Below are 21,595 nucleotides of genomic sequence, written 5' to 3'. Positions count from 1 at the left end.
AGTCCCGTGGGGAGAGAGGGATTGGGGTGAGGATACGAGTGAAGCCTCATGGAATTTGGGTGCGAGGCTGCGCCCGTACCCTCATCCGGCGCTTCGCGCCACCTTCCCCCGAAAAGGGGGCCATGTTCCCGATGGGAGAAGCAATTACGCCCGCGCTTCCTTGAGCAGCTTGCCGCCGGCCTTCTTCTCGCGCGCGGCGCGCACGAAGCCAATGAACAGCGGGTGGCCGTCGCGCGGCGTGGACAGGAACTCCGGGTGCGCCTGGCAGGCCAGGAACCACGGGTGCACCTCGCGCGGCAACTCGACCATCTCCACCAGAGTGTCGTCCATCGATTTGGCGGAAATCACCAGGCCGGCGTCCTCGAGCTGGGTGCGGTAGCGGTTGTTGAACTCGTAGCGATGGCGATGGCGCTCGGACACCACGTCCTTGCCATACATCTCGCGCGCCAGCGTGCCGGGCTTGAGCCGCTGCTCCTGCAGGCCCAGGCGCATGGTGCCGCCCAGATCGGACTTCTCGTCGCGCTTCTCCACGTCGCCGCTGGCGGTACGCCACTCGGTGATCAGGCCGATCACCGGATACGGCGACTGGCGGTCGTTCTCGGTGCTGTTGGCGCCGTCCAGACCGGCCACATGACGCGCGTAATCGACCACCGCCGCCTGCATGCCGTAGCAGATGCCGAAGTACGGCACGCGGTGTTCGCGCGCATAACGCGAGGTCAGCACCTTGCCTTCGAAGCCGCGGTCGCCGAAGCCGCCGGGGACCAGGATGCCGTCCACGTCGGCCAGCGCCGACAAGTCGCTGCCTTCCAGTTCCTGCGCCTCCAGCCACTTCAAGGTGACCTTGGTGCGCTGGCGCAGGCCGCCGTGCTTGAGCGCCTCGCCGACCGACTTGTACGCGTCCTGATGGTCCACGTACTTGCCGACCACGGCGATGGTGACCTCGTCGAGCGGATGCTTGGTGGCGTCCACCACCGCTTCCCATTCGGACAGATCGGCCGGACCGACCTTGTCGCGCAGCTTGAACTGGTCGATGACGATCTCGTCCAGGCCCTGCCTGTGCAGTTCCAGCGGCATGCCGTAGAGCACGTCGATGTCGGCGGCGCTGATCACCGCACGCTCGGAGACGTTGGTGAACAACGCGATCTTGCGCCGCTCAGAATCCGGAATCGCCTGCTCGGAGCGGCACAGCAGCACGTCCGGCTGGATGCCGATCGAGCGCAGTTCCTTGACCGAGTGCTGGGTCGGCTTGGTCTTCAGTTCGCCGGCGGCAGCGATGTACGGCACCAGGGTGAGATGCATGAACAGCGCGCGCTCGGCGCCGCGCTCGGTGCGCACCTGGCGGATCGCCTCCAGGAACGGCAGCGACTCGATATCGCCGACGGTGCCGCCGATTTCCACCAGCGCCACGTCGAACCCGGCAGTGGCCTCGTCCACGCAACGGCGGATTTCGTCGGTGATGTGCGGGATCACCTGCACGGTGGCGCCGAGATAGTCGCCGCGGCGCTCCTTGCGGATCACGTTCTCGTAGATGCGGCCGGTGGTGACCGAATTCTTGCGCGACAGGCGGGTGCGCACGAAGCGCTCGTAGTGGCCCAGGTCCAGGTCGGTCTCGGCGCCGTCGTCGGTGACGTACACCTCGCCGTGCTGGAACGGGCTCATCGTACCCGGGTCGACGTTGATGTAGGGGTCCAGCTTCATCATCGTGACCGACAGGCCACGTGCTTCGAGAATGGACGCAAGCGAAGCGGCCGCGATGCCCTTGCCAAGCGAGGACACTACGCCGCCGGTAACGAAGATCAGGGGGGTCATGGCTCTAAGGCCTCCCGGAAAGCCATAGTTTAACGGGTGAAACCGATTTGCCCAAGCGCTTTCGGACCGATCGACCGCACAAAACAACAACGCCCCAGCAGCAGCCGGGGCGTCGCAGGTCGCAACAGGGCGCGCGCTCAGGGCTTGCGCGCTTCCTCTTCTTCCTCTTTCTTCGGCGCAGCCGCGTCCTTGCCGGCCTTGTGCTCGGCCGCCGCAGCGGTGCGGCGCTTGGCCTTGGCATCGGCCTCGGCCTTCTCCTTCGCGACCTGCGCCTCGTAGGCGGCGGCGCCGGAGGCAGCCGGATCGGCGCTCTGCGCCTGGGCCATCGCCACCGGGATGGCCACCGCGGCGGCGACCAGCGCGGCCAGGGTCAACAGCTTGCGAACGTTCATGGCGTACTCCTGTGTGAGGCCACAACAGCAATGGGGATGCCGTCGGGGATTTTCCAGTGCAAGGCTAGCGCGCCGCCACGGCACTGGCCCTGAACACCGGCGACGTGCAAAAAGCCGTCGCACACCGCACACTTCCTGATCTGCTTCGCGCCACCTGTTGAGACGCATGAATACCCGCTACAACGCCGCCGACATCGAAGTTCTCTCTGGCCTGGACCCGGTCAAGCGCCGGCCGGGCATGTACACCGACACCGCACGCCCCAACCACCTGGCGCAGGAAGTCATCGACAACGCCGTGGACGAGGCGCTGGCCGGCCACGCCCGGCACATCGAGGTGACCCTGTTCAAGGACGGCAGCTGCGAGGTGTCCGACGACGGCCGCGGCATGCCGGTGGACATCCATCCGGAAGAGAAGATTTCCGGCGTCGAACTGATCCTGACCCGGCTGCACGCCGGCGGCAAGTTCAACGACCGCAACTACACTTTCAGCGGCGGCCTGCACGGCGTCGGCGTCAGCGTGGTCAACGCGCTGTCGAAGAAGGTGGAGCTGTTCATCAAGCGCGACGGCAACGAATACCGGATGGAGTTCGGCGACGGCTTTCCCGCGTCCAAGCTGGAGATCGTCGGCAGCGTCGGCAAGAAGAACAGCGGCACCCGGCTGCGCTTCTGGGCCGATCCGAAGTACTTCGACACGCCCAAGTTCGCGGTGCGCGCGCTGCGCCACCTGCTGCGCGCCAAGGCGGTGCTGTGCCCCGGCCTGACCGTGAAGCTGCACGACGAGGCCACCGGCGAGCAGGACACCTGGTACTTCGAGGACGGCCTGCGCGACTACCTCAAGGGCGAGCTGGCCGAGCGCGAGCTGCTGCCGGCCGACCTGTTCGTCGGCAACCTGAAGAAGGACCGCGAGATCGTCGACTGGGCGGTGGCCTGGGTCGCCGACGGCGAGCTGGTGCAGGAAAGCTACGTCAACCTGATCCCGACCGCGCAGCACGGCACCCACGTCAACGGCCTGCGCAGCGGCTTCACCGACGCGCTGCGCGAGTTCTGCGACTTCCGCAACCTGTTGCCGCGCGGGGTCAAGCTGGCGCCGGAAGACGTCTGGGACCGGGTCACCTTCGTGCTGTCGCTGAAGATGACCGATCCGCAGTTCAGCGGCCAGACCAAGGAACGCCTGTCCTCGCGCCAGGCCGCCGGCTTCATCGAAGGCGCCGCGCACGACGCCTTCAGCCTGTGGCTGAACCAGAACGTGGAAACCGGCACGCGCATCGCGCAGATCGCGATTGACCGCGCCAGCGCACGGCTGAAGACCGAAAAGCAGATCACCCGCAAGAAGGTCACCTCCGGCCCGGCCCTGCCCGGCAAACTGGCCGACTGCATCAGCCAGGACCTGTCGCGCACCGAGCTGTTCTTGGTGGAAGGCGACTCGGCCGGCGGCAGCGCCAAGCAGGCGCGCGACAAGGACTTCCAGGCGATCCTGCCGCTGCGCGGCAAGATCCTCAACACCTGGGAAGTGGCCTCCGGCAGCGTGCTGGCCTCCGAGGAAGTGCACAACCTGGCGATCGCGATCGGCTGCGACCCGGGCAAGGACGACATCAGCGGGCTGCGCTACGGCAAGGTGGTGATCCTGGCCGACGCCGACTCCGACGGCCTGCACATCGCCACCCTGCTCACCGCACTGTTCCTGCGCCACTTCCCGGCGCTGGTGAAGGCCGGCCACGTGTTCGTGGCGATGCCGCCGCTGTTCCGCGTCGATGTGGGCAAGCAGGTGTTCTACGCGCTGGACGAGGAAGAGAAGCGCTCGCTGCTGGAGAAGATCGCGCGCGACAAGCTCAAGGGCCAGCTCAGCGTGACCCGCTTCAAGGGCCTGGGCGAAATGAACCCGCAGCAGTTGCGCGAATCCACGATCCATCCGGACACGCGGCGGCTGGTGCAGCTGACCGTCGACGAAGGCGACGAGACCCGCGCACTGATGGACATGCTGCTGGCCAAGAAGCGCGCCGGCGATCGCAAGCAATGGCTGGAGACCAAGGGCGACCTGGCGTCGCTGGAGGTCTGAGGGCCCGGAGTCGGGATTCGGGATGGGTCTGGCGGCGGCCCGACCATCCTGCGCAAGCGATCGAGCCGAGGCATTCGGTAGGAACAACTGTCTTCAGCCGCGGCGAGCGCCGTGGTGAATGTTCCGAACCGGCATGCCGTCGGGATGGAAGTCCCTCCCACAAGAGGCCTCGCCGCTCGGCGGCGCCGGTGCAGCCCTTTTGGGAGCGACTTCAGTGGCGACGAACGCAGCGGCGGGCCTTCCGGCTTCGGACGTTGTCGCGGGTCGCGGCTGAAGCCGCTCCTACAGTGCAACCAGCCGGCTATCCGCAGGCCGTGTAGGAGCGGCTTCAGCCGCGACGAACCAAGCAGGCCACCTCCGACCGCCGCGGCCGCGGCAGCGGGCGAAGCGCTTGGCGATCGTCCCGGGCACCGGCTGTTCAAGCGTCTGCAGCGCCGCGACGCTCCAGGGCAGCGGCCAGGCCATCGGCCACCGCGATCGTTTGCGTGCCGACCATGCCTTTGTGCACATCCGCGCGCGCCGCGCCGCAGCCTAGCATGCCGGCTTCCCTTGTGCCGAGCGCCCTCCCCGTGTCTAACCTGTCCAAGCCACTGCTGGCGGCGTTGTTGCTGGCCTTGCTGCCGATCTCCACCGTCTTGGCCGATGCTGCCGCCGCTGCCGACACGCCAGACAACACCGAGAAAGCCGACAGCGCCGAGCCGGCCAGGCCGGCCGCGCTGCCGGCCGATGCGAACGTGCGCCAGGTCACCCACGTGGACGGCAAGTCGCTCGGCTACACCGCCACGGTCGGCACGCTGCCGGTGAAGGACGCGCAGGGCAAGATCGTCGCCGACGTGGTGTTCACCGCCTACACCGTGGACGGCAAGGACCGCCCGGTCACCTTCGCCCTGAACGGCGGTCCCGGCGCGGCCTCGGTCTACCTCAACCTGGGCGCGATCGGGCCGAAGGTGGTCAGCTTCGGCAGCGAGGGCGACAGCGCCTCGGCGCCGGCGACGCTGCACGACAATCCCGGCACCTGGCTGGACTTCACCGACCTGGTGTTCATCGACCCGGTCGGCACCGGCTTCAGCCGTGCGCGGGTCGCCGACGAGCAGGCCAAGAAGCTGTTCTACACCCCGCAGGCCGACATCGAATACCTGTCGCGCACGATCTACGACTGGCTGCTGAAGAACCAGCGCCTGCAGTCGCGCAAGTACCTGGTCGGCGAAAGCTACGGCGGCTTCCGCGGGCCGCGCATCACCCATTACCTGCAAACCCAGCTGGGCGTGGCGATGAACGGCGTGGTGCTGGTTTCGCCGTACCTCAACCCGAGCCTGGACGCCAACGGCGACGTGTCGCCGCTGGCGTGGATGCTGACCCTGCCCTCGATCGCCGCCGCACACCTGGAGCGCGAACAGCGGCTGACCCCGGAGGCGATGCGCCAGGTGATCGACTACACCCGCGGCGACTACGTCACCGCGCTGCTGCGCGGGCGCTCGGACGCGGCCGGCAACGAACGCATGATCCAGCAGGTGGCGGCGATGACGGGGCTGGACACGGTGTACGTGCGCCGCGCCGGCGGCCGCCTGGAAACCCAGGCCTATCTGCGCGAGGTGTTCCGCGACAAGGGCCAGCTCGGCAGCCGCTACGACTCCAACGTGACCGCGTTCGACCCGTTCCCGAACGCGCCCGAGCAACGCGCCAACGATCCGCTGCTGGACAGCATCATCGCCCCGACCACCACCGCGATGGTCGATTTCGTGACCCGCGTGGTCGGCTGGAAGGTGGACGCGCGCTACCAGGCGCTGAACTACGACGTGAACAAGCTGTGGGACTGGAACAACGAACTGCGCAAGGGCTCGGTGACCGAGCTGCGCCAGGCGGTGGCGATCGACCCCAAGCTGCGGGTGCTGATCGTGCACGGCTGGAACGACCTGTCATGCCCGTTCATGGGCTCGGTGCTGACCGTGGACCAGATGCCGGTGATGGGCAACGACCCGACCCGGGTGCAGGTCAAGAACTATCCGGGCGGGCACATGTTCTACAACCGCGCCGACAGCCAGCGGGCATTGCGCGGGGACGTTATGGCGATGTATCGGGCTAACTAGCCGGGATTCGGGATTGGGGATTCGGGATTGGCAACAGCGGGGTTTCAGCGCGCGCTGAACGCGCTTTTACGAATCCCCAATCCCGAATTCCCAATCCCCGCTCGTCACGTCCAACCAAACAGCGCAAACAATCGGAAAATTAAATAAGCCACGCCGGCGGCCGCCGGGATGGTCAGGATCCAGGCCCAGACGATGCGCTCGATCACGCCCAAGCGTAGCGAGCGCGGGTTCTTGGCGAAGCCAACGCCCATGATCGCGGTGGAGATGCTGTGGGTGGTGGACACCGGCATGCCGAAGTGCGCGGCCAGGGTCAGGATCGTCGCCGAGCTGGTTTCCGCGGCGAAGCCGTGGATCGGGTGCAGCTTGACCATCTTGTGGCCCAATGTCTTGATGATCTTCCAGCCGCCCGACGCGGTGCCGGCGGCCATCACCACCGCGCAGGTCAGCACGATCCAGGTGGCGATGCCCTGACCCTGACTGGCGGCCGGGTGCAGGAACGCCAGCCACGACGGCAGTTCGTCCAGCGCGCCGGTGCTCTGCGCACCGACCAGGGTCATGGCGATGATGCCCATGGTCTTCTGCGCGTCGTTGTGGCCGTGCGCGTAGCCCATGTACGCAGCCGAGGCGATCTGCGCCTTGCCGAAGAAGGCGTTGACCCAGCGCGGCCGCGCCAGCCGGCCGATGCGGCCGCCGACCTTGGACAGCCCGGCGATCAGCGCCCACAGCAGCAGCATCACCGCGATGCCGAGCAGGAAGCCGGCGATCGGCGAGGTGATCATCGGCACGAACACCTTCCACAGCAGGCCCTTGTTCTTGGCCCAGTCGCCGACGTTCTGCGACCAGATCAGCGCGCCCCAGTTGTTGTGCGCGGCCGCCAGGCCAGCGCCGCACAGGCCGCCGATCAGCGCGTGCGAGGACGAGGACGGCAGGCCTTTCCACCAGGTGATCAGATTCCAGACGATGCCGCCGAGCAGCGCGCACAGGATCACCTGCGGGGTGACCGTGACCACGTCGGTGTTGAGCAGGCCCGAGGCGATAGTCATCGCCACCGCAGTGCCGGTCAGCGCGCCGAGCAGGTTCATGCCGGCGGCCAGGATCACCGCCCAGCCGGGGCTGAGCACCTTGGTCGCGACCACGGTGGCGATGGAGTTGGCGGTGTCGTGGAAGCCGTTGATGAACTCGAACACCAGCGCGGCCAGGATCACGATCAGGACCAGCGTCAGCATCGTGCGCTCCTCGCCTCACGCGTGGCGGTCGCGGCGGCGGGCATGGCGGCGCGGCGGCGCCGGCAGCGGATCCGTCGCGTGCCCATTACGAATTCTTCAGCACGATCTGGTAGACCACCACGCCGGCCTCGCGGCAGCGGTCGATGGCCTTCTCCAGGATCTCGAAGAACTCCTTGAGCAGGAACATCTGCAGGTTGTCCAGGCGCCCGGAGTAGATGTCGCGGTACAGCTCCAGCATCAGCCGGTCGGCCTCGTTCTCCAGCGAGCGCAGCTTGTCGTTGAGCGCGCTCATGCGGTCCAGGTGCATGTTGTGCAGGTCGTGGACCATCTCCACCACCACCGCCGCGGCCTGTTCCAGCATCGCCGCGCGCGGGGCGAAGTCGATATGCTCCAGGTGCTGCACCGCCAGCGAATAGCGGTCGGCGAACTTCTCCACCTGCTTGGGGATCTTGTACAGCGCCGAACCCAGCGCCTCGATGTCCTCGCGCTCGATCGGGGTCATGAAACTGTCGACCAGCGCCTGGCCGATCTTGTCGGCCGCGGCGCGCTCGCGCAGCCGCGCCAGCTTGAAGGCGTCCAGCGCCGGCTGCCGGTCGGACTCGCGCATCATCGAATGCAGCGCCCTGGTGCTGTCGTAGGCGGCCTGCGCCGCCTCGTCGAGCAGGGTGTAGAACTGCTTGCCGGAACCGAAGATGGTCTGCAACGAGAACATGTAACGCAATCCCGCCGTCGCGGGAGGGACGGCACCGGGGCGGAATTATGACCGTTTGCTGACAAAACGGGGGAATCGGGCGACCGGCGGCGGCGCATCGGCGCCGCGTGGACGCGGCCGCCACCCAGGTTTGCTACCATGCAGCCGCGCTGTCGCTAGGCGCACCCTATGGACGACCACCCTAGCCCCCCTCCTCCGCGCCGCCTCGGCGCCCATGTTCCCGCTTCCCTTGCCGCCAGGGAGCGCGCGCATGCTTGAACTATTGGTCGTGGCAGCCCTGGTGCTGCTGAACGGCTTCTTCGCGATGTCCGAGATGTCGCTGATGACCTCGCGCAAAAGCCGGCTGAAGCAGATGGCGCAGTCCAGCACGCGCGCGGCCAAGGCGCTGGCGCTGGCCGAGAACCCGGAAAACTTCCTGTCCACGGTGCAGATCGGCATCACCGCGATCGGCATCCTGACCGGCGTGTACGGCGGCGAGGCCATCGGCGAGGCGATCGCGACCAAGCTGCAGTCGCTGTTTCCGACGCTGTCGGCCACCTTCAGCTTGATCGGGCAGCCGCAACCCTGGTCGGCGGTGATCGGCAAGACCATGGCGATCGTGCTGATCACCTTTCTGACGCTGATCTTCGGCGAACTGGTGCCCAAGCGCCTGGCGTTGACCCGCTCGGAAGTCATCGCCGGCGTCGTGGCGGTGCCGATGAGCTGGCTGGCCCTGGTCGCCGCGCCGGCGGTATGGGTGCTGTCGCGCTCGACACGGCTGGTGCTGCGCATGCTCGGCCTGGGCAACGAACAATCGGCGTCGGTGACCGAAGAGGAGATCCGCATGCTGGTCGCCGAGAGCCACGAGGCCGGCGTGATCGACAGCCACGAGCGCGACATGATGAACCGGGTCATGCGCCTGGGCGACCGCACCGCCGACAGCCTGATGACGCCGCGCAACCGCATCGCCTGGCTCGACGCCAATGCCGAGCCGGAGCGCAATTTCCAGACCATTCGCGAGCGCGAGTTCTCGCGCTATCCGGTGTACCGCGGCAGCGACCAGGACATCGCCGGCGTGCTGGAAGTGAAATCGCTGGTCACGCGCATGGACGGCGACGCCACCCAGCTGTTCCAGAGCCTGCGCGAAACCTTGTTCGTCTCCGAGTCCACCCACGCGATGAAACTGCTGGAGATCTTCCGCGAAGAACAGCAGTCGATGGCGCTGGTGGTGGACGAATACGGCGAGATCCAGGGCCTGGTCACGATCAGCGACCTGATGGGCGCGGTGGTCGGGCGCCTGCAGTCGGTGGACAACGCCGACGAGGACGCGCTGGTGGTGACCCGCGCCGACGGCTCGCTGCTGATCGACGGCTCGCTGGCGATCGAGGACCTGCGCGAGCTGCTCGGCGGCGCCGAACTGCCCAACGCCGAGGAAGGCGACTACAACACCCTGGCCGGCCTGTGCATCTACTACTTCGGCCGCATCCCGCACGCCGGCGAGTTCTTTGACTGGGCCGGCTGGCGCATCGAGATCGTCGACCTGGACGGCGCGCGCGTGGACAAGCTGCTGCTGAGCAAACTGCAGGACGAGAACAGCGATGACATCACCGGGTGAGACACCCGGCACGGACGACGCTCACGGCTACAGCGCCGAAGGCATCCGCACCCTGCTCGATACCTTCCTGCTCGGCGATCCGGACGAACATCTGCGCTTGCGGCTGATCCTGGCCGACCTGCAGCACAGCGCGTTCGGCGTGTTCCTGTTCGTGGCCATCCTGCCCGCATTCCTGCCGGTGCCGGGCCTGGCCGGCGGCCTCAGCGGGCCGCTGGTGACGCTGATCGGCGCGCAGATGCTGATCGGCCTGCGCAAGCCCTGGCTGCCGCGCTTCATCGGCGAACGCGGGCCGCGCCGGCGCACCATGCAGCGCTTCGTCGGGCGCATCGTGCCCTGGCTGCGGCGGCTGGACAAATTGCTCAAGCCGCGCCTGCCGGCGCTGGTCGAAACGCTGCCGGCACGCGCGTTCAGCGGCCTGTTGCTGGTGGTGCTGGGGATCTTGCTGTCGCTGCCGATCCCGTTCACCAACTACGCCTTCGGCGCGATGCTGCTGCTGTTCTCGCTGGCGCTGCTGGAACGCGACGGCGGGCTGATGCTGGTGTCGTGGCTGGGCGGCATCGCGGTGGCGGTCGGCCTGGGCCTGGCCTCGGACCAGGTGGTGGAGCTGAGCAGCGCGTGGATGCACAAGCTGTGATCGGAGCTTGACGCGGAAGATGTTCGCGCCGCAGCCGCGCCACGCACGCCGCGGGCACGACTCGTCAGGCAACGCGGCGTTAATCAGACCCCGGCACCTCGGCGAACACTTTACCGCATAACGGCTGCGCCGCCTGTGCATCGTACGTGCGCTGCAGACGTTGCAGCTGCAGCGCGAGCTGATGCAAGACGGCCTCCAGGCCGCAGCCGCGCGCGGCCGGCGGCAGGTAGTCGGATTCCATGTGACGCCCCCTGTTTCGATCCGTGGATGCGTGGCGCCGACCGGCGCGATGCCATGTCCTGCCACGTGCGCGCCAGCCCCTGACGCGTCACCTGAATCTGAGCCACGGCACAGGCAAAGCGGAGTGAAAACCGCCGCTGTCGCCGCGACTTGTCTACTTTGCGCACCAAGCCCGCCCAGGCCGCGGGCCTGCGCACGCGGCCATGCGCTGCGGCCGCGCCTGCCGACGCCTACGCCGCCACATCCTGGGTCCAGGCCTGCGCGGCGATCGCGAACGAGCGCAGCCGCGCCGCGTGGTCGTGGATGTTGGCGGTCAGCAGCAGTTCGTCGGGGCGATGGCGAGCGACGAACTCCGCCATGCCGCGCGCGACCTCGGCCGCATCGCCGAGCACGGTGCAGGCCAGCGCGCGCTCCACGCCGGCTTTTTCGTGCGGCTGCCAGAACGCCTCGATGTCGTCGATCGGCGGCGGAATCAGGCCCGGGCGGCCGCGGCGCAGATTGACGAAACTCTGCTGCTGCGTGGTGAACAGGCGCCGCGCCGCGTCCGTGGACTCGGCGCCGACCACGTTCAATGCCAGCACCGCGTATGGATCGCGCAGCCGCGCCGACGGGCGGAACTCGCGCCGGTACACCGCCAACGCCTCGTCCATCGCGTCCGGGGCGAAGTGCGAGGCGAACGCGAACGGCAGCCCCAGCGTCGCCGCCAGGCGTGCGCTGAACAGGCTGGAGCCGAGCAGCCACACCGGCACCTCGATCCCGGCGCCGGGCACCGCGCGCACCAGCTGGCCGGGCTCGGCCGGCTCGAAATAGCGCAGCAGCTCGGCGACGTCGTGCGGGAACTGGTCGGCGCTGTCGAAATAGCGGCGCAAGGCACGCGCCGTGGCCTGGTCGGTGCCGGGCGCGCGGCCCAGGCCCAGGTCGATGCGCCCCGGATACAGCGAGGCCAGCGTGCCGAACTGCTCGGCCACCTGCAGCGGCGCGTGGTTGGGCAGCATGATGCCGCCGGCGCCGACCCGGATACGGCGGGTGCCGCCGGCCACATGCCCGATCAGCACCGCAGTGGCGGCGCTGGCGATGCCGGGCATGTTGTGGTGCTCGGCCAGCCAGTAGCGGTGATAGCCCCAGCGCTCGGCGTGCTGCGCCAGGTCCAGCATGTTGGCGAAGGCCTGGGTGGTGTCGCTGCCTTCGCAGACCGGGGCGAGATCGAGGATGGAGATCGGCATCATGGGGAGCGGGTTCCTGCAAAGCGATGCATTGGAACTGGGGGCGGACGGCGGCGATTGCAGCGGCCGGTGCCGGAACGCTGCTTTGCGGTAGCGGTGCGCCTGGGCGAGGGTTCGCGTGCGGACGTGCCCTCACCCCCTCCCACCGCGCTCATGGCCCCCTTCTGGGCGGAAGGTGCCCCGAAGGGGCGGATGTTGGTGCGCCCCGCTGTCTGCGACACCCACGCGCGGACGCGCGACGGCAACGCCGATTGCACGGCCGCCTGGCTACGCTGCACTCCCGCTCTGCACGGTCATCCGCCATGCCCCTGACCCCACCGCCACCCACCACTCCCGTCCTGCCGCTGCACGATCGCGTGATCCTGGTCACCGGCGGCGCCCAAGGCATCGGCCGCGGCGTGGTGCAGGCAGTGCTGGGCGCTGGCGGCCGGGTCGCGTTCGGCGATCTGGATGCCGAGGCCGGGCGCGCCTGCGTGGCCGAACTCGATGCCGGCGAGCGCGTGCTGTTCCGGCGCCTGGATGTGGCCGCCGAGGCCAGCGTGCGGCGCTTCGTCGATGCCGCACTGGCGCAGTTCGGCCACATCGATGGCCTGGTCAACAATGCCGGCATCGCCGATCCGCACAGCGGCACGCTGGAGCGCCTGGCGCTGCGCGAATGGAACCGGCGCCTGGGCGCCAGCCTGGGCGGCGCGTTCCTGTGCAGCAAGCACGCGCTGCCGGCATTGCGCGACAGCGCCGGCGGTGGCGCGATCGTCAATATCGCTTCGACCCGCGCCCACCAATCCGAGCCGGACAGCGAAGCCTACGCGGCGGCGAAAGGCGGCCTGCTGGCCTTCACCCACGCGCTGGCCATCAGCGCCGGGCCGGCGCTGCGGGTCAACTGCATCAGCCCGGGCTGGATCGCCACCGACGCCTGGCGCAAGCCCGGCGCGCGGCGCAAACCGGCGCTGTCGCGGCAGGACCACGCGCAGCATCCGGCCGGCCGGGTCGGTACACCGCAGGACATCGGCGCGCTGGCGGTGTATCTGCTGTCGAACGATGCCGGGTTCGTGACCGGCCAGGACTTCGTGGTCGATGGCGGGATGAGCCGTAAGATGCAGTACGCCTAGTCGCAGCGCTGCCGCCAATCCGATCCGGTTTTTTGTAGGGGCGGCTTCAGCCGCGACCGCACGACGCGTGCAAAGCGGTCGCGGCTGAAGCCGCTGCTACAGCGCGTCCACCAGCGGCTGCAGTTGCGGGTCCAGCGCCACGCGTTCGTCGAAGACGAAGCAGCGGCCGTCGTAGCCTTCGCCGCCCACTTGCTCGAAATAACCGAGGATGCCGCCGTCCAGCTGCAGCACGTTGTCCATGCCATCGGCACGCATCCACAGCGCGGCCTTCTCGCAGCGGATGCCGCCGGTGCAGAAGCTGACCACGGTAGCGTCGGCCAGCTCGGCACGATGCGGTGCCAGCGCCTCGGGCAGCTCGGTGAACTTGACGATCGGCAGGGTCAGCGCGCCGGCGAAGGTGCCGTAATCCACTTCCTGCACATTGCGCGTATCCAGCAGCACCACGCGGCGGCCGGCGTCGTCGTGGCCCTGCCGCAGCCAGCGCTGCAGCGTGGCCGGCGCCACCGCCGGGGCGCGTTCGGCGCCCAGCGGCGAGGCGGCATCGCGGCGGAAACTGATGATCTCCGGCTTGACCTTGGTCTTCAGCCGCGCGAACGGCTGCTGCGCGCTGAGGCTGGTCTTGACCCGCAGGTCGGCGAAGCGCGGGTCGGCGCGCAGTTGCGCGTAGAAGGCGTCGATCGCCTCCGGCACACCGGCAAGGAACAGGTTGATGCCCTCGTCCGCGACCAGGATGGTGCCGCGCAAGGCGCCGGCCTGCGCCCGGCCCTGCAACTGCGCGGCGAGCGCGTCGGGATCGGCGATGGCGACGAAATGGTAGGCGGCGGTGTTGGCGATCATCCGCGCATTTTAGCGTGCGCCGCGCCGCTCAGCCGCGCAACAGGAAGAACGGCAGCAGCACCAGCGAGGCGATCAGCAGCATGCCCAGCAGCGTCGCCAGCACGAACAGCGGGCGCCGCCGCAGCAGCGTGGCGAAGGTCTCGGCGCTGCCGTCGCGCAGCGCCGCAGCGCGTTCGGCACGCGCGCGTTCGCCGCGCTGCGCCTGATAGTCGGCCAGCAACGCCTTGGCCCGCGCCTGCTCGGTGTCCTCGCGCAGCCACACGCCGCCGGCGGAAATGCCGAAGGTGCCGGGGCGGGTTTCGTAGTAGTCGATGCGCGCGGCATCGAGCAGTGCACGCACCTCGGCGAGTTCGTCGTCGGGTACGTGGCGCAGGTTGAGCAGCAGTTTGGCCATGCGCCGATGATAGCCGCTGCGGCGATGCGCTACCCTTGCACGCCCTGTTCGCCATGGATGTCCGCATGCGCCGTGTCCTGCTGCTGTTGAGCCTGTCGTTGCCGGTCTGGCTGTTGAGCGGCTGCACGCCGCCGGGTCCGCCGCCGGGTGGCAGCATCGCCGCATTCCAGATGATCGACGAGCAGGTCGGCAGCGGCGCCGAGGCGCGACCCGGCAACCAGGTGACCGTGCACTACACCGGCTGGCTGTACGACAAGAACGCCAAGGACCAGCGCGGCGAGAAGTTCGATGCCTCCGCCGACCACGGCCAGCCCTTCAGCTTCACCCTTGGCGGCGGCCAGGTGATCCGCGGCTGGGACGACGGCGTGGCCGGCATGCGCGTGGGCGGCAAGCGCAAGTTGATGGTCCCGGCCGACTACGGCTACGGCGCCAGCGGCGCCGGCGGGGTGATCCCGCCCGGCGCCTCGCTGGTGTTCGAAGTCGAACTGCTCGACGTCAAGCCGCGTTGAGCCGTTGCCGCCGATGCCCGCCAACAAGCTCGCCGCCGCCGTGCGCGGCCGCATCGCCATCGTCGGCGGTGGCCCGGCCGGGCTGATCGCCGCCGAGACCGCGCGCGCGGCCGGCGCCGAGGTCGATGTCTACGAGGGCAAGGGCTCGGTCGGGCGCAAGTTCCTGATCGCCGGCAAGGGCGGCCTCAACCTGACCCACTCCGATCCGTTCGCGCTGTTCGTGTCGCGCTACCGCGAACGCGCCGCGCAGGTCGGCGCATGGCTGGCCGACTTCGACGCCGACGCGCTGCGCGCCTGGGCGCAGGCGCAGGGCGTGGACACCTACGTCGGCAGTTCCGGCCGCGTCTTCCCGCTGGACCGCAAGGCCGCGCCGCTGCTGCGCGGCTGGGTGCGGCGACTGAAGGACGCTGGGGTGCGCTTCCACGTGCAGCATCGCTGGCAGGGCTGGGACAGCGAGGGCGCGCTGCGCTTCGCCAGCGCAGACGGCGAACGCCTAGTGCCAGCCGATGCCTGCGTGCTGGCGCTGGGCGGCGGCAGCTGGCCGCAGCTGGGTTCCGACGGCGCCTGGCAGAACACGCTGCGCGCGCGCGGCGTCGAGCTCGCGCCGCTGCAGCCGGCCAACTGCGGCTTCGACATCGACTGGAGCGCGCATTTCCGCGAACGCCATGCCGGCGCGCCGCTGAAGCCGGTGATCGCGCATTGGCACGATGCGCAGGGCCGCGAACACGCGCTGCAGGGCGAATGCGTGGTCGGCGAACACGGCATCGAGGGTAGCCTGGTCTATGCGCTGTCGGCGGACCTGCGCCAGGCCATCGCCGCGCACGGGCCGACCCCGCTGTGGCTGGACCTGGCGCCGGGCCGCGACCTGGCGCGGCTGCAGGCCGCGCTGGGCAAGCCGCGCGGCGGGCGCAGCTTCGGCGAGCACCTGCGGCGCCAGGCCGGCATCGACGGGGTCAAGGCGGCGCTGCTGTTCGAGGTCCTGGGCAAGCAGGCCGGCGACGATCCGGGGCGCGCGGCGGCCACGCTGAAGCGGCTGCCGCTGACCCTGCTGCGCCCGCGTCCGCTGGCCGAGGCGATCAGCAGCGCCGGCGGCGTGCGCCTGGAAGCGCTGGACCCGGCGCTGATGCTGCGCGCCCTGCCCGGCACCTTCTGCGCCGGCGAAATGCTCGACTGGGAAGCGCCGACCGGCGGCTACCTGCTCAGCGCCTGCTTCGCCAGCGGCCTGCGCGCCGGGCGCGGTGCGGTGGCGTGGCTGCAGCAACGCGGGCGCGACTGAGCCGCGCCCGCATCCCCGAGGCAGCTCAGAGGTCGGCGATCCGCACGCGGCGTTCGGGATCGCGCTTGGCGCTGTACATGGCCTCGTCGGCACGCTGGATCAGCAAGGCCGGATCGAATTCCGGGCCGGTCTGCAACGCGATGCCGATGCTGGGCTGCAACGGCAGGCGCTGTCCGTCGACCACGCAACCGTCGTGCGCGGCGGCCAATACCCGCGCCGCTGCCGCCTGCGCTTCGCTGCGGGCGTCGGCCAACTGGTCCAGCAGCACCACGAACTCGTCGCCGCCCAGGCGCGCGATGAAGTCCTGCTCGCGCAGGCAAGCCCTGAGCAAGCGCGCGAAATGCACCAGCACCGCGTCGCCGGCGTGATGGCCGAAACGGTCGTTGACCGTCTTGAAATCGTTGAGGTCCAGGAACATCACCGCGACCTGTTCGGCGCCGCGGCGACCGGGCTGGGCCAGCATCCGGCGCAGGGTCTCGTTCCACGCCATCCGGTTCGGCAACCCGGTCAGTTCGTCGCGCAGCGCGCGCGCTTCCATCAGCCGCGCCAGCCGCGTTTGCCCGGTGATGTCGCTGATCATGATGTGGAAGCCGGGGCGCGCCGGCGCCATGGAATCGTCGGGCACGTAGTTGGAGTGCATCACCCGCAGTTCGCCGGCCGCGTCGCGCAATTCCGTATCGAAGTGCTGCGCCTCGCCGTCCAGCACCCGCTGCAGATAGGGCCGGATCCTGTCCATGTGCTGCGCATCCAGCAGGTCCGGCACGCGCCGGCCGACGATCGCCGCCGGCGCCAGCGCGAACCAGTCCGCATAGGGCTTGTTGACGAACTGATAGCGCAATTGGCTGTCGACGTAGGCGATCAGGGTCGGCGCGTTGTCGGCGATCGTGCGTAGCTGCGCTTCGCTGTGGCGCAAGCGCGCCTCGGCCAGGTACTGCTCGGTGATGTCCTGAATCTGCGCCACCAAGTGCAGCGGCCGCTGGTGTTCGTCGCGCACCAGCGACACCGCCTGGCGGGTCCACAGCGTGGTGCCGTCGCGGCGCAGGTAGCGCTTGTCGAGGTGATAGCCGCTGCGTTGCCCGGTCACCAGTTCGGCCGCCAGGGCCAGGTCCGGGGCGACATCCTGCGGATGGCTGAGCTGGGGAAAATCCAGCGCCAGCAGTGCGTCGCGGTCGTAGCCCAGCATCGCGCACAAGGCGTCGTTGACCTCGAGCCAGGCGCCTTGCAGCGAGACCAGGGCCATGCCGTGCGTCGCCGCCGAGAACGCGCCGGAGAACCGTTGCCCGGCCAGCAGCGCGGCGCGCAGGGCCTGGCGTTCGACGGTGACGTCGCGCATCACGCAGACCGCGCCCAGCGCGCGTCCGTCGGCGTCGTGCAGCCGCTCGGCGCTGCACAGCACGCTGCGCGGCGGCTGTCCGGCAGCGGCGACGACGATCTCCGCATCGCGTACCGATTCGCCGCGCCAGGCGCGCAACAGCGGGACCTGCTCGCTGTCGAGCAGGCGCCGGCCATCGGCGTCGAACAGGTCGAAATACCGCGCCCATTGCGCCGGCGGCAATGCGCGCGGATCGGTGCCGTGCCAGGCGCGCGCGACCCGGTTGAACTGGGCCAGCGTGCCGTCCGCGGCACACGACACGACCGCATCGGGCACCGTCTCCAGCAACAGGTTCAGCATCTGCGCCTGGGTCCGCGCCGCGCGTGCGTCGCGCCGCGCCTCCAGTTGCATCGTCACCTGCGCGGCCAGGCGCCGCAGCCCTTCGCGGTGCGCCGTGCCCAGCTGCCGCGGCATGGTGTCGATCACGCCAAGGCTGCCGTAGAGATAGCCGCCGCTGCCGCGCAAGGGCATGCCGGCATAGAAGCGGATATGCGGCGGCCCCTGCACCAGCGGATTGCCGGCGAAGCGCGGATCCTGCAAGGCATCCGGCACTTCCAGCAATTCCGGCGACAGCAGCGCATGCGCACAGAACGCCAGTTCGCGCGGCGTCTGCGCCACGTTCAGGCCGCGGCTGGCCTTGAACCACTGGCGGTGTTCGTCGATCAGCGTGACCAGCGCGATCGGCACGTCGCACAGCTGGCTGGCCAGCCAGATCAGGTCGTCGAAGACCGGCTCCGGCGGCGTGTCCAGCATGCCCAGTTCGGCCACCGCGCGCAGCCGCTGCAGTTCATCGGCGGGCAATGGCGCGGGGATGAAGCCGAGGGGCGGTCGCTGAGACATACGCGGCAAGTGGGACGGGACCCGGTCACGATAACTGGCCGCGGGCGGCGATGGCAGTTGAACGATCGCGGTTGGCGACATGCACCACATAGTGCGTGCTGAACACCTGGCGCACGCAGCGGGTGCGCAGCGCCCACATCGCGGCGATATCGACGTGCCCGCACCGCGCGCAAGGCGACGGCGCCTGGCGGCGGCGCAGCGACGCTCATCGCGCCTTGCTGTCGCGCAGGCGGCGGATCCGCACCGGCGGCTGGAACGAATCGCTGCGCGCATCGGCCCAGTACTCCTGGAACACCGCGTGGTCGGGCACGCCGTCGCGCAGCAGCTCGCCCGGCTCCAGGTAGCGATACAGCGAGGCAAGCGAACGGATCTCGACCTGCGAGATGCGCCGCAGGATGTGCTCCGGCCCCAGTTGCGACGGATCCGCCAGGCCGGCGGCGCTGAGCAATTCGCGCAGCGCACGCAGGGTGTTGGCGTGGTAGTGCTGCACCCGCACCGCCTTGTCGGTGGGATCCAGGTGCTTCCAGCGGCGCTGGTCCTGGGTGGCGATGCCGGTCGGGCAGCGGTCGCTGTGGCAGCTCAGGGACTGGATGCAGCCCAGCGCGAACATGAAGCCGCGCCCGGCGTTGCACCAGTCCGCGCCCAGCGCCAGGGTACGCGCGATGTCGAAGGCGCTGGTGATCTTGCCGGCCGCGCCGAGCTTGATCCGCTCGCGCAGGTCCAGCCCGACCAGGGTGTTGTGCACCAGCAGCAGCGCCTCGTGCATCGGCACGCCGACATGGTCGATGAACTCGGCCGGCGCCGCGCCGGTGCCGCCTTCGGCGCCGTCGATGACGATGAAATCCGGGTACAGCCCGCTTTCCTGCATCGCCTTGGCGATCGCGAACCACTCCCACGGATGCCCGATCGCCAGCTTGAAGCCGCTCGGCTTGCCGCCGGACAACGCACGCAGCCGGGCCACGAACTGCAGCAGCTGCAGCGGCGTGGAGAACGCCGAATGGCGCGACGGCGACACGCAATCCTGGCCCATCGCCACGCCGCGGGTGGCGGCGATCTCGGCGCTGACCTTGGCCGCCGGCAGCACCCCGCCGTGGCCGGGCTTGGCGCCCTGCGACAGCTTGACCTCGATCATCTTCACCTGCGCCAGGGTGGCGTTGGCGACGAAGCGCTCCTCGCTGAAGCGCCCGTCCGCATCGCGGCAACCGAAATAGCCCGAGCCGATCTCCCACACCAGGTCGCCGCCGCATTCGCGGTGATACGGCGAGATCGAACCTTCGCCGGTGTCGTGGTAGAAGCCGCCGCGGCGCGCGCCTTCGTTGAGCGCGCGGATGGCGTTGGCCGACAGCGCGCCGAAGCTCATCGCCGAGATGTTGAACACGCTGGCCGAGTAAGGCTGCGCGCAGTCGGCGCCGATGCTGACGCGGAAATCGTGATGCGCGATCTCGCTGGTCGCCAGCGAGTGGTTGAGCCACTCGTAGTCGGTGGCGTAGGCGCTGCGCAGGGTGCCGAACGGCACCACGTCCATGACGTTCTTGGCGCGCTGGTAGACCAGGGCGCGCTGCTGGCGCGAGAACGGCGCCTCCTCGATATCGCTCTGCAGGAAATACTGGCGCATCTCCGGGCCGACCGATTCCAGGCCGTAGCGGAAGTGCGCCAGGATCGGATAGTTGCGGCGCAGCGTGCTGCGCATCTGCACTAGGTCCCAGGTGCCGAGCAGGGCCAGGATCGCGAAGGCGGCCACGCCCCAGCCCCACAACGGCCAGATCGCGCACAGGGCGATGGACAGCGCCAGCAGCGCGCAGCTGGCGACATAGGCTAGGTAGCGGTGCATCGCGTTCCTCGCGAGTTTCGGAAGCCCGCGAGTGTAGGCGCTGCAGGCCGGCAATGGCGCTGGCGCCGCCTACGGCGCGCTTGGGCGGCGTACAGCTTGGCGGTGCACAGCGTGCACCGCTGTGCGCTACAGCCGGTCGTCCACCGCTTCGCGCGGCCACACCGACTTGACGTCGTAGACCACCAGGTTCGGCGTGCCCAGCGCGCGGATCTGCGCGGCATCGAAACCGCGGTATTCGTCGTGCGCCACCGCCAGCACCACCGCGTCGTAGCGACCGGCGACCGGCGCCGGCAGCAGTTCCACCCCGCCATGTTCGCGCGCCAACTGCGGCGCGGCCCACGGATCGCAGGCGTCCACCTGCGCGCCGCTGGCGGCCAGCGCCTGCACCAGCTCCAGCGCGCGGCTGTTGCGCAGGTCCGGGCAGTTCTCCTTGAAGGTGACGCCGAGCACCAGGATCGTGGCCGCGGCCATGTCCACGCCCTTGTCCGCCAGCAGCGCCTGCACCCGTGCGGCGACGTGCGCGCCGACCCGGTTGTTGACCTGCCGCGCGGTGTGGATCAGGTCCGGGTGATAGCCCATGCTCTCGGACTTGTGCAGCAGGTAGTACGGATCCACGCCGATGCAGTGGCCGCCGACCAGGCCGGGACGGAACGGCAGGAAGTTCCATTTGGTGCCGGCGGCCTCCAGCACGTCCTGGGTATCGATGCCGAGGCGGTCGAAGATCAGCGCCAGTTCGTTGACCAGGGCGATGTTGACGTCGCGCTGGATGTTCTCCACCACCTTCGCCGCCTCGGCCACGCGGATCGACGGCGCACGCCAGGTGCCGGCGCCGATGATGCTCGCGTACAGCGCATCCACTGCATCGGCGGCTGCGGCGCTGGAGCCGGAGGTGATCTTGCGGATGTCGGCCAGGCGCCGCTGGCGATCGCCCGGGTTGACCCGCTCCGGGCTGTAGCCGCAGTGGAAATCCTCGTTGAAACGCAGGCCCGAGCCTTGTTCCAGCAGCGGCACGCACACCTCTTCGGTGGTGCCCGGATACACCGTGGATTCGTAGATCACCAGGTCGCCGCGCTTGAGCACGCCGGCGAGCAGCTCGCTGGCCTGGCGCAGCGGCTGCAGGTCGGGCTGCTCGTAAGCGTCGATCGGGGTCGGTACGGTGACGATGTAGACGTTGCGGTCGCGCAAGGCGGCGGCATCGTCGCTGTAACGCAGGTGCACGCCGGCGCGCAGTTCGTCCGGCTCCATCTCCAGGGTCTGGTCGTGACCGTCGCGCAACTGCGCCACGCGCTGCGCGTCGATGTCGTAGCCGAGCGTGTCGTAGCGCGCGCCGAACGCCACCGCCAACGGCAAGCCGACATAGCCCAGGCCGATGACGGCGATGCGCAGCTGCGCGGGATCGAACACGAGAGCGACGGGCATGCCGTTCCTTTCAGGGCGCCGCAACGGCGCTGTGA

Annotated in this window: 18 protein-coding genes; 7 read left to right on the top strand and 11 right to left on the bottom strand. The window is 69.2% G+C overall.

Annotation, left to right across the window (positions count from 1 at the left end):
* Positions 1-144: 144 nt before the first annotated feature.
* Together pyrG and ISN38_RS18785 are read right to left on the bottom strand one after the other, a co-directional pair.
* Positions 145-1,809 (bottom strand): CTP synthase, encoded by a 1,665-nt coding sequence (pyrG, locus tag ISN38_RS18790; protein WP_058362996.1) that lies wholly within the window; start codon positions 1,807-1,809, stop codon positions 145-147.
* Between the two features lie 137 nt (positions 1,810-1,946).
* Positions 1,947-2,201, bottom strand: a complete 255-nt coding sequence (locus ISN38_RS18785) for a hypothetical protein (protein WP_003471305.1) — start codon at positions 2,199-2,201, stop codon at positions 1,947-1,949.
* A gap of 166 nt (positions 2,202-2,367) precedes the next feature.
* Between ISN38_RS18785 and parE the strand changes: the two genes are divergently transcribed.
* Together parE and ISN38_RS18775 are read left to right on the top strand one after the other, a co-directional pair.
* On the top strand, positions 2,368-4,257 hold the full coding sequence (parE, locus tag ISN38_RS18780; protein ID WP_003471299.1) for a DNA topoisomerase IV subunit B: 1,890 nt from the start codon (positions 2,368-2,370) through the stop codon (positions 4,255-4,257).
* 536 nt (positions 4,258-4,793) lie between these two features.
* Entirely contained in the window at positions 4,794-6,344 is a 1,551-nt protein-coding gene (locus tag ISN38_RS18775; protein WP_108084993.1) for a S10 family peptidase, read from the top strand.
* A gap of 104 nt (positions 6,345-6,448) precedes the next feature.
* On the opposite strand, the gene ISN38_RS18770 is transcribed toward ISN38_RS18775, so the two are convergent.
* Both ISN38_RS18770 and ISN38_RS18765 read right to left on the bottom strand, forming a co-directional pair.
* Positions 6,449-7,570, bottom strand: coding sequence for an inorganic phosphate transporter (locus ISN38_RS18770; RefSeq protein ID WP_058358990.1), 1,122 nt, complete (start codon positions 7,568-7,570; stop codon positions 6,449-6,451).
* Positions 7,571-7,655: 85 nt separating this feature from the next.
* Positions 7,656-8,282, bottom strand: a complete 627-nt coding sequence (locus ISN38_RS18765) for a DUF47 domain-containing protein (protein ID WP_003471294.1) — start codon at positions 8,280-8,282, stop codon at positions 7,656-7,658.
* 250 nt (positions 8,283-8,532) lie between these two features.
* Here ISN38_RS18765 and ISN38_RS18760 point away from each other — a divergent pair, with 250 nt between their 5' ends.
* Both ISN38_RS18760 and ISN38_RS18755 read left to right on the top strand, forming a co-directional pair.
* Positions 8,533-9,876, top strand: a complete 1,344-nt coding sequence (locus tag ISN38_RS18760; RefSeq protein ID WP_206711972.1) for a hemolysin family protein — start codon at positions 8,533-8,535, stop codon at positions 9,874-9,876.
* Positions 9,860-10,510 (top strand): exopolysaccharide biosynthesis protein, encoded by a 651-nt coding sequence (locus tag ISN38_RS18755; protein WP_003471285.1) that lies wholly within the window; start codon positions 9,860-9,862, stop codon positions 10,508-10,510. The genes ISN38_RS18760 and ISN38_RS18755 overlap by 17 nt, the downstream gene beginning before the upstream one ends.
* Positions 10,511-10,589: 79 nt before the next feature.
* Here ISN38_RS18755 and ISN38_RS18750 read toward each other — a convergent pair whose 3' ends face one another.
* Positions 10,590-10,751, bottom strand: coding sequence for a hypothetical protein (locus ISN38_RS18750; protein ID WP_170873987.1), 162 nt, complete (start codon positions 10,749-10,751; stop codon positions 10,590-10,592).
* A gap of 229 nt (positions 10,752-10,980) precedes the next feature.
* Positions 10,981-11,976, bottom strand: a complete 996-nt coding sequence (locus ISN38_RS18745) for an LLM class flavin-dependent oxidoreductase (RefSeq protein ID WP_003471284.1) — start codon at positions 11,974-11,976, stop codon at positions 10,981-10,983.
* Between the two features lie 299 nt (positions 11,977-12,275).
* Between ISN38_RS18745 and ISN38_RS18740 the strand changes: the two genes are divergently transcribed.
* Positions 12,276-13,082 (top strand): SDR family oxidoreductase, encoded by an 807-nt coding sequence (locus ISN38_RS18740; protein WP_003471283.1) that lies wholly within the window; start codon positions 12,276-12,278, stop codon positions 13,080-13,082.
* A gap of 96 nt (positions 13,083-13,178) precedes the next feature.
* On the opposite strand, the gene ISN38_RS18735 is transcribed toward ISN38_RS18740, so the two are convergent.
* On the bottom strand, positions 13,179-13,919 hold the full coding sequence (locus ISN38_RS18735) for a sulfurtransferase (protein WP_206711971.1): 741 nt from the start codon (positions 13,917-13,919) through the stop codon (positions 13,179-13,181).
* Positions 13,920-13,947: 28 nt separating this feature from the next.
* Positions 13,948-14,313, bottom strand: a complete 366-nt coding sequence (locus ISN38_RS18730) for a DUF6164 family protein (RefSeq protein ID WP_003471281.1) — start codon at positions 14,311-14,313, stop codon at positions 13,948-13,950.
* Positions 14,314-14,378: 65 nt separating this feature from the next.
* Between ISN38_RS18730 and ISN38_RS18725 the strand changes: the two genes are divergently transcribed.
* Both ISN38_RS18725 and ISN38_RS18720 read left to right on the top strand, forming a co-directional pair.
* Entirely contained in the window at positions 14,379-14,822 is a 444-nt protein-coding gene (locus ISN38_RS18725; RefSeq protein ID WP_038239202.1) for an FKBP-type peptidyl-prolyl cis-trans isomerase, read from the top strand.
* A 13-nt stretch (positions 14,823-14,835) separates the two neighbouring features.
* Entirely contained in the window at positions 14,836-16,098 is a 1,263-nt protein-coding gene (locus ISN38_RS18720; RefSeq protein ID WP_003471274.1) for a TIGR03862 family flavoprotein, read from the top strand.
* A gap of 25 nt (positions 16,099-16,123) precedes the next feature.
* Here the strand turns inward: ISN38_RS18720 and ISN38_RS18715 are convergent, their stop codons facing one another.
* From ISN38_RS18715 to ISN38_RS18705, 3 genes are all read right to left on the bottom strand, one after another.
* Positions 16,124-18,310, bottom strand: coding sequence for a sensor domain-containing diguanylate cyclase (locus ISN38_RS18715; RefSeq protein ID WP_038239135.1), 2,187 nt, complete (start codon positions 18,308-18,310; stop codon positions 16,124-16,126).
* Between the two features lie 205 nt (positions 18,311-18,515).
* On the bottom strand, positions 18,516-20,141 hold the full coding sequence (locus tag ISN38_RS18710) for an FMN-binding glutamate synthase family protein (RefSeq protein WP_003471270.1): 1,626 nt from the start codon (positions 20,139-20,141) through the stop codon (positions 18,516-18,518).
* 126 nt (positions 20,142-20,267) lie between these two features.
* On the bottom strand, positions 20,268-21,560 hold the full coding sequence (locus tag ISN38_RS18705) for a nucleotide sugar dehydrogenase (protein WP_038239198.1): 1,293 nt from the start codon (positions 21,558-21,560) through the stop codon (positions 20,268-20,270).
* Between the last annotated feature and the right edge of the window lie 35 nt (positions 21,561-21,595).

Origin of the sequence: Xanthomonas translucens pv. undulosa (assembly GCF_017301775.1) — a bacterium.
Lineage (GTDB): Bacteria > Pseudomonadota > Gammaproteobacteria > Xanthomonadales > Xanthomonadaceae > Xanthomonas_A > Xanthomonas_A translucens.
This window is presented reverse-complemented; position numbering and strand designations above follow the sequence as displayed.

What these genes read in the sequence shown, in the direction of transcription:
- ISN38_RS18770 (WP_058358990.1), bottom strand. Translation starts at nt 7,570, where the DNA reads ATGCTGACGCTGGTCCTGATCGTGATCCTGGCCGCGCTGGTGTTCGAG.
- ISN38_RS18765 (WP_003471294.1), bottom strand. Translation starts at nt 8,282, where the DNA reads ATGTTCTCGTTGCAGACCATCTTCGGTTCCGGCAAGCAGTTCTACACC.
- ISN38_RS18735 (WP_206711971.1), bottom strand. Translation starts at nt 13,919, where the DNA reads ATGATCGCCAACACCGCCGCCTACCATTTCGTCGCCATCGCCGATCCC.
- ISN38_RS18730 (WP_003471281.1), bottom strand. Translation starts at nt 14,313, where the DNA reads ATGGCCAAACTGCTGCTCAACCTGCGCCACGTACCCGACGACGAACTC.
- pyrG (WP_058362996.1), bottom strand. Translation starts at nt 1,809, where the DNA reads ATGACCCCCCTGATCTTCGTTACCGGCGGCGTAGTGTCCTCGCTTGGC.
- ISN38_RS18725 (WP_038239202.1), top strand. Translation starts at nt 14,379, where the DNA reads ATGCGCCGTGTCCTGCTGCTGTTGAGCCTGTCGTTGCCGGTCTGGCTG.
- ISN38_RS18710 (WP_003471270.1), bottom strand. Translation starts at nt 20,141, where the DNA reads ATGCACCGCTACCTAGCCTATGTCGCCAGCTGCGCGCTGCTGGCGCTG.
- ISN38_RS18715 (WP_038239135.1), bottom strand. Translation starts at nt 18,310, where the DNA reads ATGTCTCAGCGACCGCCCCTCGGCTTCATCCCCGCGCCATTGCCCGCC.
- parE (WP_003471299.1), top strand. Translation starts at nt 2,368, where the DNA reads ATGAATACCCGCTACAACGCCGCCGACATCGAAGTTCTCTCTGGCCTG.
- ISN38_RS18740 (WP_003471283.1), top strand. Translation starts at nt 12,276, where the DNA reads ATGCCCCTGACCCCACCGCCACCCACCACTCCCGTCCTGCCGCTGCAC.
- ISN38_RS18720 (WP_003471274.1), top strand. Translation starts at nt 14,836, where the DNA reads ATGCCCGCCAACAAGCTCGCCGCCGCCGTGCGCGGCCGCATCGCCATC.
- ISN38_RS18750 (WP_170873987.1), bottom strand. Translation starts at nt 10,751, where the DNA reads ATGGAATCCGACTACCTGCCGCCGGCCGCGCGCGGCTGCGGCCTGGAG.
- ISN38_RS18775 (WP_108084993.1), top strand. Translation starts at nt 4,794, where the DNA reads ATGCCGGCTTCCCTTGTGCCGAGCGCCCTCCCCGTGTCTAACCTGTCC.
- ISN38_RS18760 (WP_206711972.1), top strand. Translation starts at nt 8,533, where the DNA reads ATGCTTGAACTATTGGTCGTGGCAGCCCTGGTGCTGCTGAACGGCTTC.
- ISN38_RS18755 (WP_003471285.1), top strand. Translation starts at nt 9,860, where the DNA reads ATGACATCACCGGGTGAGACACCCGGCACGGACGACGCTCACGGCTAC.
- ISN38_RS18745 (WP_003471284.1), bottom strand. Translation starts at nt 11,976, where the DNA reads ATGATGCCGATCTCCATCCTCGATCTCGCCCCGGTCTGCGAAGGCAGC.
- ISN38_RS18705 (WP_038239198.1), bottom strand. Translation starts at nt 21,560, where the DNA reads ATGCCCGTCGCTCTCGTGTTCGATCCCGCGCAGCTGCGCATCGCCGTC.
- ISN38_RS18785 (WP_003471305.1), bottom strand. Translation starts at nt 2,201, where the DNA reads ATGAACGTTCGCAAGCTGTTGACCCTGGCCGCGCTGGTCGCCGCCGCG.